This is a genomic window from Variovorax sp. J2P1-31 (genome assembly GCF_030317215.1).
Taxonomy (GTDB): domain Bacteria; phylum Pseudomonadota; class Gammaproteobacteria; order Burkholderiales; family Burkholderiaceae_C; genus Variovorax.
The window spans coordinates 209,698-221,721 of record NZ_JASZYA010000003.1 but is presented as its reverse complement, the minus strand read 5'-3'; the positions used below and the strand labels follow the sequence as shown (position 1 = coordinate 221,721).

At 65.9% G+C, this 12,024-nt stretch carries 12 protein-coding genes; 4 read left to right on the top strand and 8 right to left on the bottom strand.

Annotated elements, in window-relative coordinates; all coding sequences use genetic code 11:
* Window positions 1-82 precede the first annotated feature (82 nt).
* From QTI20_RS20965 to QTI20_RS20930, 8 genes are all read right to left on the bottom strand, one after another.
* The gene (locus tag QTI20_RS20965; RefSeq protein ID WP_219210234.1) at window positions 83-223 is read right to left on the bottom strand and encodes an entericidin A/B family lipoprotein; all 141 of its coding nucleotides are present in this window, start codon (window positions 221-223) and stop codon (window positions 83-85) included.
* A gap of 158 nt (window positions 224-381) precedes the next feature.
* A complete protein-coding gene (gene gltA / locus QTI20_RS20960; RefSeq protein WP_286554583.1) occupies window positions 382-1,692 on the bottom strand; it encodes a citrate synthase in 1,311 nt (436 codons plus the stop codon).
* Between the two features lie 59 nt (window positions 1,693-1,751).
* Window positions 1,752-2,030 (bottom strand): FAD assembly factor SdhE, encoded by a 279-nt coding sequence (locus QTI20_RS20955; RefSeq protein WP_183025597.1) that lies wholly within the window; start codon window positions 2,028-2,030, stop codon window positions 1,752-1,754.
* A 22-nt stretch (window positions 2,031-2,052) separates the two neighbouring features.
* Window positions 2,053-2,754, bottom strand: a complete 702-nt coding sequence (locus tag QTI20_RS20950) for a succinate dehydrogenase iron-sulfur subunit (protein ID WP_183025596.1) — start codon at window positions 2,752-2,754, stop codon at window positions 2,053-2,055.
* A gap of 34 nt (window positions 2,755-2,788) precedes the next feature.
* Window positions 2,789-4,600 carry a succinate dehydrogenase flavoprotein subunit gene (gene sdhA / locus QTI20_RS20945; RefSeq protein ID WP_286554585.1) on the bottom strand — a complete coding sequence of 604 codons (1,812 nt, stop codon included), beginning with the start codon at window positions 4,598-4,600 and terminating at the stop codon, window positions 2,789-2,791.
* A 7-nt stretch (window positions 4,601-4,607) separates the two neighbouring features.
* Entirely contained in the window at window positions 4,608-4,973 is a 366-nt protein-coding gene (sdhD, locus tag QTI20_RS20940; RefSeq protein WP_183025594.1) for a succinate dehydrogenase, hydrophobic membrane anchor protein, read from the bottom strand.
* A gap of 16 nt (window positions 4,974-4,989) precedes the next feature.
* Window positions 4,990-5,436: a succinate dehydrogenase, cytochrome b556 subunit gene (gene sdhC, locus QTI20_RS20935; protein ID WP_286554586.1), complete on the bottom strand. Its 447-nt coding sequence runs from the start codon at window positions 5,434-5,436 to the stop codon at window positions 4,990-4,992.
* 194 nt (window positions 5,437-5,630) lie between these two features.
* Window positions 5,631-6,386: a GntR family transcriptional regulator gene (locus QTI20_RS20930; protein ID WP_286554587.1), complete on the bottom strand. Its 756-nt coding sequence runs from the start codon at window positions 6,384-6,386 to the stop codon at window positions 5,631-5,633.
* A 187-nt stretch (window positions 6,387-6,573) separates the two neighbouring features.
* On the opposite strand from QTI20_RS20930, the gene QTI20_RS20925 reads away from it, so the two are divergent.
* From QTI20_RS20925 to QTI20_RS20910, 4 genes are all read left to right on the top strand, one after another.
* Complete coding sequence (locus QTI20_RS20925) at window positions 6,574-7,560, top strand: malate dehydrogenase (RefSeq protein ID WP_286554588.1); 987 nt, start codon at window positions 6,574-6,576, stop codon at window positions 7,558-7,560.
* A gap of 181 nt (window positions 7,561-7,741) precedes the next feature.
* A complete protein-coding gene (locus QTI20_RS20920) occupies window positions 7,742-8,749 on the top strand; it encodes an HpcH/HpaI aldolase/citrate lyase family protein (protein WP_286554590.1) in 1,008 nt (335 codons plus the stop codon).
* Window positions 8,750-8,776: 27 nt separating this feature from the next.
* Window positions 8,777-9,364: a hypothetical protein gene (locus QTI20_RS20915; RefSeq protein WP_286554591.1), complete on the top strand. Its 588-nt coding sequence runs from the start codon at window positions 8,777-8,779 to the stop codon at window positions 9,362-9,364.
* A gap of 69 nt (window positions 9,365-9,433) precedes the next feature.
* Entirely contained in the window at window positions 9,434-12,019 is a 2,586-nt protein-coding gene (locus QTI20_RS20910) for a bifunctional aconitate hydratase 2/2-methylisocitrate dehydratase (RefSeq protein WP_286554594.1), read from the top strand.
* Window positions 12,020-12,024 lie beyond the last annotated feature (5 nt).

The following is a 12,024-nucleotide window of genomic DNA, read 5'->3' as shown; positions in this document are numbered from 1 at the left end:
GGCCAGGGTGCCTGCCCACGATGCGTGCGCCCATGAAAAAAGCGGGCCACGGGCCCGCTTTGCGTCAGTCGGCGTCGCCGGCTTACTGGCGCTTCGTCGCGGCGTCCTCGATCTTGTTGCCGCCCTTCTGGATGTCCTGGCCTGCGCCCTTGACGGTGTTGCAGCCGGCCAGGGGCACAGCGAAAGCGAACGTGACGGCGAGCAGTGCGGCTAGTTTCTTCATGACAGAACTCCTTGGATAGAGCGTTGAGCGGTTGTTGACGGGATCGAACGTGGAGTCACCCTCCGAGGCCTAAGTTAACAATCGCTGGAGAATTTCATGTAAGCCAAGACGCAAAAAAGCTGCCCGCAGGCAGCTTTTTCAAGGGCGCGAGCGCAGGCTCAGCGTTGGGCGATGGGCTTCACGTCGCGTTGGACCGAGCCTTCGAACAGCTGGCGCGGACGGCCGATCTTGTACTCGGGGTCGCCGATCATCTCGTTGAGCTGGGCGATCCAGCCGACCGTGCGGGCCAGCGCGAACACCGCGGTGAACAGCGGCACCGGGATGCCGATGGCGCGTTGCACGATGCCGGAGTAGAAGTCCACGTTCGGGTACAGCTTGCGCGACACGAAGTATTCGTCTTCCAGCGCGATCTTCTCGAGCGCCATGGCCAGCTTGAACAGCGGGTCGTTTTCCAGGCCCAGCTCGGCCAGCACTTCCTTGCAGGTTTCCTGCATCAGCTTGGCGCGCGGATCGTAGTTCTTGTAGACCCGATGACCGAAGCCCATCAGCTTGACGTTGGAGTTCTTGTCCTTGACCTGCTTGATGAAGTCGCCGATCTTCTCCACGCCGCCAGCCTTCTGGATGTCGTAGAGCATGTTGAGCGCCGCTTCGTTGGCGCCGCCGTGGGCCGGGCCCCAGAGGCAGGCCACGCCGGCCGCGATCGCCGCGAAGGGGTTGGTGCCCGACGAACCGCACAGGCGCACGGTCGAGGTCGAGGCGTTCTGCTCATGGTCGGCGTGCAGGATGAAGATCCGGTCGAGCGCGCGCTCGAGCACCGGGTTCACCTTGTACTCCTCGCACGGCGTGGCGAACATCATGTGCAGGAAGTTGCCGGCGTAGCTCAGGTCGTTCTTCGGGTACATGTAGGGCTGGCCCACCGTGTACTTGTACGCCATGGCCACCAGCGTGGGCATCTTCGCGATCAGGCGGATCGCGGCGATCTCGCGGTGCTTCGGATTGTTGATGTCCGTGCTGTCGTGATAGAAGGCCGACAGGGCGCCGACCAGGCCAGTCATGATGGCCATCGGGTGGGCGTCACGGCGGAAGCCGCGCAGGAAGAACTGCATCTGCTCGTTGACCATCGTGTGGTTGGTCACGAGCTTGGTGAACTCTTCCTTCTTCGTTGCGTCCGGCAGTTCTCCGTACAGCAGCAGATGGCAGGTTTCCAGGAAGTCGCAGTTGGTGGCGAGCTGTTCGATGGGGTAGCCGCGGTAGAGCAGTTCGCCCTTGTCGCCGTCGATGTAGGTGATCGAGGACTGGCAGGCCGCGGTCGACATGAAGCCCGGGTCGTACGTGAACATGCCGGTCTGTGCGTACAGCTTGCGGATGTCGATCACGTCGGGACCCACGGTGCCCTTGTACACCGGCAAGTCGACGCTGTTGCCGCCGTTGCTGAACGATAGGGTGGCTTTGGTCTCGGAAGCTTTCATTTCGACTTTCTTTCTCAAAAGATGAATGTTCGGGGAAGCATGAACCTGTGGCGCGGCGCTCAGACGCGCAGCAGTCGCAGCAGGTCCACCACGTCGGCGTCGGCCCAGGCCGGGTCGGGCTCGGTGCGCCGCATGAAGAGATCCATCAGATCGTGATCCGACAGATCCATCAAGGTTTCCATGGCCTGCGCCTGGCGCTCGGTCATGCCAGATTCATGCCGCTCGAAGAAGCGCGCGATGAACAGGTCGTTTTCCAGCAGGCCGCGTCGGCAACGCCACTTGAGCTTGCTCAAGTGGCGCTCGCCGAGCGGTGTATCGAGTGCGTCGACCTGTGTCATGGCGGGCGGGGTGTCCAACAGGTCAGATGGCGCGGCGCACCATCAGTTCCTTGATCTTCCCGATGGCCTTGGTGGGGTTCAGGTTCTTCGGGCACACGTCGACGCAGTTCATGATCGTGTGGCAGCGGAACAGGCGGTACGGGTCTTCGAGGTTGTCCAGGCGCTCGGCCGTGGCCTGGTCGCGGCTGTCGGCGATGAAGCGGTAGGCCTGCAGCAGGCCGGCCGGGCCGACGAACTTGTCGGGGTTCCACCAGAAGCTGGGGCAGCTGGTCGAGCAGCTCGCGCACAGGATGCACTCGTAGAGGCCGTCGAGCTCTTCGCGCTCTTCGGGGCTCTGCAGGCGTTCCTTCTCGGGCGGCACGTCGTCGTTCTGCAGGTACGGCTTGATCGAGTTGTACTGCTTGAAGAACTGCGTCATGTCCACGATCAGGTCGCGGATCACCGGCAGGCCCGGCAGCGGCTTGAGCACCACGGTGCCCTTGAGCGTGTTCATGTTGGTCAGGCAGGCCAGACCGTTCTTGCCGTTGATGTTCATCGCGTCGGAGCCGCAGACGCCTTCGCGGCACGAGCGGCGGAACGACAGCGTCGGGTCCTGCGCCTTGAGCTTCATCAGCGCGTCGAGCAGCATGCGCTCGTGGCCGTCGAGTTCGACCTCGATGGTCTGCATGTACGGCTTGGCGTCCTTGTCCGGGTCGTAGCGGTAGATCTGGAATGTGCGCTTCATCGTGATGACCTTGTGATGTTCTGTACTTGCACGCTTAGAACGTGCGGACCTTGGGCGGCACGGAGTCGACCGTCAGGGGTTTGAGCCGGACCGGCTTGTAGGTGAGGCTGTTGCTCTCGCTGTGCCACAGCGTGTGCTTCATCCAGTTCTTGTCGTCGCGGCCCAGCGGTGCGACCGGGTCGTCGGCGGGGCGCTCGTAGTCCTCGACCGTGTGGGCGCCGCGGCATTCGGTGCGGGCCGCGGCCGAGACCATGGTGGCCTGCGCGACTTCGATCAGGTTGTCGACTTCCAGCGCTTCGATGCGCGCGGTGTTGAACACGCGCGACTTGTCCTTGAGCGTGATCGCCTTGACGCGCTCGCGCACGGCGGCGATCTTGACCACGCCTTCGTCCATCGAGGCCTGCTTGCGGAACACCGCCGCGTGCTGCTGCATCACGGCGCGGATCTCGCCGGCCACGTCCTGGGCGTATTCGCCGCTGGTCGAGGCTTCGAGCTGGTTCAGGCGCTCCAGCGTGCGGTCGGCCGCATCGGCCGGCAGCGGCTTGTGTTCCTTCAGCTTGTCGTTGAACTGCACGATGTGGTTGCCGGCCGCGCGGCCGAACACCAGCAGGTCGAGCAGCGAGTTGGTGCCCAGGCGGTTGGCGCCGTGCACGCTCACGCAGGAGCATTCGCCCACGGCGTAGAGACCGTTCACCGCGAGGCTGTGTTCCTCGCCGCGCTGGATCACGACCTGGCCGTTGATGTTGGTCGGGATGCCGCCCATCTGGTAGTGGATGGTGGGCACCACGGGGATCGGTTCCTTCGTGACGTCGACGTTCGCGAAGTTGATGCCGATCTCGTACACCGAGGGCAGGCGCTTGTGGATGGTCTCCGCGCCCAGGTGGTCGAGCTTCATGTGGATGTAGTCCTTGTTGGGACCGCAGCCGCGACCTTCCTTGATTTCCTGGTCCATCGAGCGCGACACGAAGTCGCGCGGTGCCAGGTCCTTCAGCGTGGGCGCATAGCGCTCCATGAAGCGTTCGCCGTTGCTGTTGAGCAGGATCGCGCCTTCGCCGCGGCAGCCTTCGGTCAGCAGCACGCCCGCGCCGGCCACGCCGGTCGGGTGGAACTGCCAGAACTCCATGTCCTGCAGCGGGATGCCCGAACGCGCGGCCATGCCCAGGCCGTCGCCGGTGTTGATGAAGGCGTTGGTGGAAGCACCGAAGATCCGGCCGGCACCGCCGGTGGCCAGCAGTACGGTCTTGGCCTGCAGGATGTGCAGGTCGCCGGTTTCCATCTCGAGCGCGGTCACGCCGACCACGTCGCCTTCGGCGTCGCGGATCAGGTCCAGCGCCATCCATTCGACGAAGAACTGGGTGCGGGCCTCGACGTTCTTCTGGTAGAGCGTGTGCAGCATCGCGTGGCCGGTGCGGTCGGCCGCGGCGCAGGCGCGCTGCACCGGCTTCTCGCCGTAGTTGGCCGTGTGGCCGCCGAAGGGACGCTGGTAGATCGTGCCGTCGGGGTTGCGGTCGAAGGGCATGCCGAAGTGCTCGAGCTCGTACACGACCTTCGGGGCTTCACGGCACATGAACTCGATCGCGTCCTGGTCGCCGAGCCAGTCGGAACCCTTGATCGTGTCGTAGAAGTGGTAGTGCCAGTTGTCCTCGCTCATGTTGCCGAGCGAGGCACCCACGCCACCCTGGGCGGCGACGGTGTGCGAGCGGGTCGGGAACACCTTCGAGAGCACGGCCACGTTGAGGCCGGCGCGTGCGAGCTGCAGCGAGGCGCGCATGCCGGAGCCGCCGGCGCCCACGATGACGACGTCGAACTTGCGCTTGGTGATTTGGTCTTTGGTGTATGCGGTCATGTTGAGTTCAGAGCCTCCAGAGCACTTGAATGGCCCAACCCGCGCAACCGACAAGCCAGACGATGGTGAAGATTTGAAGGGCGAGGCGGATGGCGACCGGCTGGACGTAGTCCATCCAGATGTCGCGCATGCCGACCCACACGTGGTAGAGGATCGAGGCGATCACGACGAAGGTGAGCACCTTCATCCACTGCGCCGAGAAGATGCCGGCCCAGGTGTCGTAGCCGATCGGGCCGCGCGAGAACAGCACCTGCGCGAGCAGGATGATCGTGAAGAGGGCCATCAGGCCGCCGGTCACGCGCTGGCTGAGCCAGTCGCGAAGTCCGTAGTGCGCGCCGACGACGATGCGCTTGGATCCGTAGTTCACAGACATTTTTGGAGCTCTCTTTTCAATACAGGCCGAACAGCTTGGCGCCGAGCACCAGCGTCAGCGCGATGCTGATCACCAGCGTGCCGATGGCCGAGCTCTTGCCGAATTCCTTGGTCACCGCGGCGTGGCTCACGTCCATCCACAGATGGCGCAGGCCGGCGATGAAGTGGTGCAGGTAGGCCCAGATCAGGGCCAGTGCCACCAGCTTGAAGAACCAGCCCGGCGCGAAGCCGACGCCGACGTTGAAGACGGCCTTGAAGCGGGCAAAGGAAATCTCGGAGGACACCGAGGTGTCGAACATCCAGATGATGAAGGGCAGCAGCAGGAACATCAATGCGCCGCTCACGCGGTGCAGGATCGACACGATGCCCGCCGGCGGCAGCCGATAGGTGGTCAGGTCGGTGAAGGCATTGATGTTGCGGAACTGGCGTCGCGGCGGACGGGATGAGTTAGCAAGCTCGGTCATGGGGGCTTTCGTTGCTTTTTCGAGGGGACGGCTTGTTCTTTGGCGAAATGCAAACAACGCAAAATTCTATTGCAATGCACCATCGGGCCGCAGTCGACTCCGTGTCATCGCACTGGATTGGTGGGATGCTCGGGCGGCGAAGGGCCGGAAGACCGCGTCGAATGGCGCTTCCACGGACTGCATGGCGGTTTTTTTCATCCGAGTTCGTTGCGATAGTGGTGCGTATCGGTGCGGTAGAGGCCCCGGCGCAACTCCATCGGGGTGTCGTGGTAGGTGTGGGCCAGGCGTTCGACGCTCAGCAGCGGGGTCCCCGCGGCGACGGCCAGCAGCGCGGCCTGTTCGGCGTCGGGCAGCACGGCGCGGATCTTCTCCTCGGCGCGCACCATGCGCACGCCGAATTCGGTCTCGAACATCGCGTACATCGGCCCGCGCGAGGCCCGCAGCCGTTCGGCCGTGAGGCCCTTGAACGGCAGGCCGGGCAGCCAGAGGTCTTCCAAAATGGTGGGCACGCCGCGGTAGGCCAGCACGCGCCGCACCTGCAGCACGGCATCGCCCGAACGCAGCGCCAGCGCGCGCGCCACGTCGGCCGAGGCGCGCAGCCGGCGGCAATCGACGATGGTGCGTTCGGCCGGCCCTTCGGTGTTGATGTCGCCGCTGTCGGGCACCAGCTTCAGGAAGCGGTACTGCACATGCTGTTCGGCATGGGTGGCGACGAAGGTGCCCTTGCCCTGGCGGCGCACCACCAGGTTCTCGGCCGCCAGTTCGTCGATGGCCTTGCGCACCGTGCCCTGGCTCACGCGGAAGCGCGCGGCCAGGTCCATCTCGCTCGGGATCGGCTCGCCGGGCTTCCATTCGCCCGCCTGCAGGCTCTGCAGGATCAGGGTCTTGATCTGCTGGTAGAGCGGACTGAAGGACGGCGTGGCCGTGTCGGTGAGGAGGGGCGTGTTCATGGCGTGGGGCGCGCTGCGCGGTCTGCGCAGGGGCCGTATCTTATATAAGACATAAGACGTTCGTGCTCCGAATCTCGATTCGGCTTAAAATGTGCGCCGGTTCCGCCCCCGGCTTTGCCTTCCGCGGGGCCTCGGCAGCCGCCCGAGCTTGCCGCCGCCGTTTTCACCATCTTCTGGAGTCTTTCCCATGAGCAAAAAGCCTGTTCGCGTCGCCGTCACCGGTGCCGCCGGCCAAATCGGTTACGCCCTGTTGTTCCGCATCGCTTCCGGCGAAATGCTCGGCAAGGACCAGCCCGTCATCCTGCAACTGCTCGAGATCCCCGACGAGAAGGCCCAGAAGGCACTCAAGGGCGTGATCATGGAGCTCGAAGACTGCGCCTTCCCGCTGCTGGCCGGCGTGATCCCGACCGGCGACCCGCTGGTGGCCTTCAAGGACGCCGACTACGCACTGCTGGTCGGTTCGCGTCCCCGCGGCCCGGGCATGGAACGTGCCGAGCTGCTGGCCGTCAACGGCGCGATCTTCACCGCCCAAGGCAAGGCGCTCAACGCCGTCGCCAGCCGCAACGTCAAGGTGCTGGTGGTGGGCAACCCCGCGAACACCAACGCCTACATCGCGATGAAGAGCGCACCGGACCTGCCGCGCAAGAACTTCACCGCCATGCTGCGTCTGGACCACAACCGCGCGCTGAGCCAGATCGCCGCCAAGACCGGCACCGCCGTGGCCGACATCGAGAAGCTCACCGTCTGGGGCAACCACTCGCCCACGATGTACGCCGACTACCGCTTCGCCACCGTGGCGGGCAAGAGCGTCAAGGACCTGATCAACGACCAGGTCTGGAACGCCGACACCTTCCTGCCCACCGTGGGCAAGCGCGGTGCCGCGATCATCGAAGCGCGCGGCCTGTCGTCGGCGGCCTCGGCTGCCAACGCCGCCATCGACCACATGCGCGACTGGGCCCTGGGCACCAACGGCAAGTGGGTCACGATGGGCATCCCGTCGGACGGCCAGTACGGCATTCCGAAGGACGTGATGTTCGGCTTCCCGGTCACCACCGAGAACGGCGAATACAAGATCGTCGAAGGCCTGGAGATCGACGCCTTCAGCCAGGAACGCATCGACAAGACGCTCAAGGAACTGACCGACGAGCAGGCCGGCGTCGCCCACCTGCTGTAAACCTCCCGGCCGTCGGGCACCTCGCGCGCCGTGCGCGTCGTGCCTCGGCGGCGCCAGGAACCCCATCCCCCATGTCCGACCGTAATCCTCTGCTCGATGACCGTCGCTGCCCGCAGGCTCGCTTCGACGCGAGCGACACCGCGACCTGGGCGCCGCGCAAAGCGCCCGACCTGATCACTGCATGACCGCTGTCTCCCAGCATCCGCGCGACGTGCTGCTCGGCGCCCAGGCCGGCGCGGTGCTGCTGCCGGTCTGCGACCACTACAGCGGCGTCGAAGCACGCATGAAGAAGAGCCTCGCGCTCCAGGCCGAGATGGCCGCGGAGTTCGGGGCCTGCGTGTTCGACGTCACCCTCGACTGCGAGGACGGCGCGCCAGTGGGCGGCGAAGCCGATCACGCGCAGCTCGTCACCGAACTGGCCCTGGCCTCGGCCCCCGCGATGCGGGTCGGCGTGCGCGTGCACCCGGTCGACCACGCCGCCTTCGAGGCCGACATCGCCACCATCGCCGGTCGCGCGGGCGCGCGCCTGAGCCACCTGATGGTGCCCAAGGTCGAGTCGCTGGCCGACGTGACCCGCGCCGTGGCCGCGCTCGACGCCGCCGGCGCGTCGATGCTGCCGCTGCACGTGCTCATCGAGTCGCCGCTGGCGGTGCACAACGCCTTCGCCATCGCGGCCCATCCGCGTGTCCAGTCGCTGAGCTTCGGCCTCATGGATTTCGTCTCGGCCCACGCCGGTGCGATCCCGGCCGAAGGCATGGGCGTCGAAGGGCAGTTCAGCCATCCCCTGGTGGTGCGCGCCAAGCTCGAGATCGCCTCGGCCGCGCACGCCCACGGCAAGGTGCCATCGCACTGCGTCGTCACCGAATTCAGCCACGTCGAGGCCCTGCGTGCCGCGGCGAAGCGGGCTGCCGCCGAGTTCGGCTACACCCGCATGTGGAGCATCCATCCCAGCCAGATCCGACCGATCCTCGAGGCCTTCGCGCCCGGGGAAGGCCAGATCGAACAGGCCACGCGCATCGTCGATGCGGCGGTGCGCCAGTCCTGGGCGCCGGTCAGCATCGACGGCGCGCTCCATGATCGTGCGAGCTACCGCCATTTCTGGCAGGTGCTCGAGCGCGCCCATGCCACAGGCCGTGTGCTGCCCCCCGAGGCACAGGTCTGGTTCTCGCCTTCTTCCCCGAACACCTAAGACAACAGCTCCTCCAAGGAACACCCGATGACCAAGACCCTCGCACTGATTGCCGCCGCCATCCTGGCGCTCCCGTTGGCCGCCACCGCCCAGAGCAGCACGGACGCGAAGCCCGCGGCCAAGGCTGCGGCCAAGCCCGCCGCGAAGCCTGCGCCCAAGAAGAAGCCCCAGGTGACCCGCCGCGCCGCCAAGGCCGTCGAGGAAGTCACGCCGATCGACACCAGCACCGATGTCACGCTGAACGAGGCCGACCTGGCCGTGGCCGGTCGCGTGCACACCGGCAAGATCCAGTGCGAACTGGGCGCCGACGTGACCGTGACCGCCGACGAGAGCAAGCCCGGCTTCTTCACCGTCTCGACCAAGGGCGCCAAGTACCGCATGCACCCGGTCGAAAGCCGCACCGGCGCGATCCGCCTCGAAGACCCGCGCGCCGGCGCGATGTGGCTCCAGCTGGGCAACAAGTCGATGCTCATGAACCAGAAGCAGGGCCTGCGTCTGGCCGACGACTGCCAGGCACCGGCCCAGGTCGCGATGTCCGCGGAGCTCAAGATCAACCCGCCGAAGAGCCTGTTCGAGGGTGCCGACGCGCCGACCACCGGCGCCGTCAAGAAGTAAGAAAAAGCAAAGGCCAAGGCTGTCCCCCGCAGCCGCCCCCGTCGTACCCGTTTCCGGAGAATCAAGAAGATGTTGCAAGCCTACGTTGACCATGTCGCAGAGCGCGCCGCGCTCGGCATCCCGCCCCTGCCCCTCACCGCCAAGCAGACCGGTGAAGTGATCGAGCTGATGAAGTCCGCCACGGCGAACGACGGCGAGTTCCTGCTCAACCTGCTTACGCACCGCGTGCCGGCCGGCGTGGACGATGCCGCCAAGGTCAAGGCCAGCTACCTGGCGGCCGTGGCGCATGGCACCGAGAAGAGCCTGCTGCTGTCGCGTGCGCGCGCCACCGAACTGCTCGGCACCATGCTCGGCGGCTACAACATCAGCCCGATGATCGACCTGCTCGACGATGCCGAAGTCGGCGCCGTCGCGGCCGAGGGCCTGAAGAAGACGCTGCTGATGTTCGACCAGTTCCACGACGTCAAGGAAAAGGCCGACAAGGGCAACGCCAACGCCAAGAGCGTGCTGCAGAGCTGGGCCGATGCCGAGTGGTTCACCAGCCGCCCCGAAGTGCCGCAGAGCATCACGGTCAGCATCTTCAAGGTGGCCGGCGAGATCAACACCGACGACCTGTCGCCCGCGCCCGACGCGACGACCCGTCCCGACATCCCGATGCACGCGCTGGCGATGCACAAGAACGCACGCCCCGGCATCGTGCCCGAGGAAGACGGCAAGCGCGGCCCGGTGAAGTTCATCGAGGACCTGCGCGCGCGCGGCCACCTCGTGGCCTACGCCGGCGACGTGGTCGGCACGGGTTCCTCGCGCAAGAGCGCGACCAACTCGGTGCTGTGGTTCACCGGCGAAGACATCCCCTTCGTGCCGAACAAGCGCTTCGGCGGCGTCTGCCTGGGCGGCAAGATCGCCCCGATCTTCTACAACACGATGGAAGACTCGGGCGCGCTGCCGATCGAGCTCGATGTCACGCAGATGAACATGGGCGACGTGGTCGAACTGCGTCCCTACGAAGGCAAGGCCTTGAAGGACGGCCAGGTCATCGCCGAGTTCCAGGTCAAGAGCGACGTGCTGTTCGACGAAGTGCGCGCCGGCGGCCGCATCCCGCTGATCATCGGCCGCGGCCTGACGGCCAAGGCGCGTGAAGCGCTGGGCCTGCCCGTGTCGACGCTGTTCCGCCTGCCGACCAGCCCGGTCGACACCAAGAAGGGCTTCTCGCTCGCGCAGAAGATGGTCGGCCGCGCCTGCGGCCTGCCCGAAGGCCAGGGCGTGCGCCCGGGCACGTACTGCGAACCCAAGATGACCTCGGTCGGCTCGCAGGACACCACCGGCCCGATGACGCGCGACGAACTCAAGGACCTGGCCTGCCTGGGCTTCTCGGCCGACCTCGTCATGCAGTCGTTCTGCCACACGGCGGCCTACCCGAAGAAGGTCGACGTCAAGATGCACCACGAGCTGCCGGACTTCATGGCCAACCGCGGCGGCGTCTCGCTGCGCCCGGGCGACGGCGTGATCCACAGCTGGCTCAACCGCCTGCTCACGCCCGACACCGTCGGCACCGGCGGCGACAGCCACACGCGCTTCCCCATCGGCATCAGCTTCCCGGCCGGTTCCGGCCTGGTGGCTTTCGCGGCCGCCACCGGCGTGATGCCGCTGGACATGCCCGAATCGGTACTGGTGCGCTTCAAGGGCCAGATGCAGCCCGGCGTCACCCTGCGTGACCTGGTCAACGCGATCCCGCTGTACGCCATCAAGGCCGGCCTGCTGACCGTCGCCAAGCAGGGCAAGGTCAACATCTTCTCGGGCCGCATCCTGGAAATCGAGGGCCTGCCCGACCTCAAGGTCGAACAGGCGTTCGAGCTCAGCGACGCTTCGGCCGAACGCTCGGCCGCCGGTTGCACGGTGCACCTGAACAAGGAACCGATCATCGAGTACATCAACAGCAACATCACGCTGATGAAGTGGATGATCGCCGAAGGCTACGCCGATGCCCGCACGCTGGCCCGCCGCATCGCCGCGCAGGAAGCCTGGCTCAAGGACCCGCAGCTGCTCAAGGGCGACGACGACGCCGACTACGCGGCCGTGATCGAGATCGACCTGGCCGACATCCACGAGCCGATCTGCGCCTGCCCCAACGACCCGGACGACGTGAAGACGCTGTCCGACGTCGCCGGCGCGAAGATCGACGAAGTGTTCATCGGTTCGTGCATGACCAACATCGGCCACTTCCGTGCCGCATCGAAGCTGCTCGAAGGCAAGCGCGACATCCCGGTCAAGCTGTGGATCGCGCCGCCGACCAAGATGGACGCGCAGCAGCTCACCGAGGAAGGCCACTACGGCGTGTTCGGCAATGCCGGCGCGCGCACCGAAATGCCGGGCTGCTCGCTGTGCATGGGCAACCAGGCGCAGGTGCGCGAAGGCGCGACCGTGATGTCGACCAGCACGCGCAACTTCCCCAACCGCCTGGGCAAGAACACCAACGTGTACCTGGGCTCGGCCGAACTGGCCGCGATCTGCTCGCGTCTCGGTCGCATTCCGACCAAGGAAGAGTACATGGCGAGCGTGGGCGTGCTGGATGCGTCCAGCACCCAGATCTACCAGTACCTGAACTTCGACAAGATCGAGGAATACCAGAACGTTGCCGACGGCGTCGCCGCCTGATCCAA

Coding starts and splice junctions, on each gene's coding strand:
- QTI20_RS20915 (WP_286554591.1), top strand. CDS start 8,777: ATGACCAAGACCCTCGCACTGATTGCCGCCGCCATCCTGGCGCTCCCG.
- QTI20_RS20930 (WP_286554587.1), bottom strand. CDS start 6,386: ATGAACACGCCCCTCCTCACCGACACGGCCACGCCGTCCTTCAGTCCG.
- QTI20_RS20925 (WP_286554588.1), top strand. CDS start 6,574: ATGAGCAAAAAGCCTGTTCGCGTCGCCGTCACCGGTGCCGCCGGCCAA.
- gltA (WP_286554583.1), bottom strand. CDS start 1,692: ATGAAAGCTTCCGAGACCAAAGCCACCCTATCGTTCAGCAACGGCGGC.
- sdhD (WP_183025594.1), bottom strand. CDS start 4,973: ATGTCTGTGAACTACGGATCCAAGCGCATCGTCGTCGGCGCGCACTAC.
- QTI20_RS20910 (WP_286554594.1), top strand. CDS start 9,434: ATGTTGCAAGCCTACGTTGACCATGTCGCAGAGCGCGCCGCGCTCGGC.
- QTI20_RS20920 (WP_286554590.1), top strand. CDS start 7,742: ATGACCGCTGTCTCCCAGCATCCGCGCGACGTGCTGCTCGGCGCCCAG.
- QTI20_RS20950 (WP_183025596.1), bottom strand. CDS start 2,754: ATGAAGCGCACATTCCAGATCTACCGCTACGACCCGGACAAGGACGCC.
- QTI20_RS20965 (WP_219210234.1), bottom strand. CDS start 223: ATGAAGAAACTAGCCGCACTGCTCGCCGTCACGTTCGCTTTCGCTGTG.
- sdhC (WP_286554586.1), bottom strand. CDS start 5,436: ATGACCGAGCTTGCTAACTCATCCCGTCCGCCGCGACGCCAGTTCCGC.
- QTI20_RS20955 (WP_183025597.1), bottom strand. CDS start 2,030: ATGACACAGGTCGACGCACTCGATACACCGCTCGGCGAGCGCCACTTG.
- sdhA (WP_286554585.1), bottom strand. CDS start 4,600: ATGACCGCATACACCAAAGACCAAATCACCAAGCGCAAGTTCGACGTC.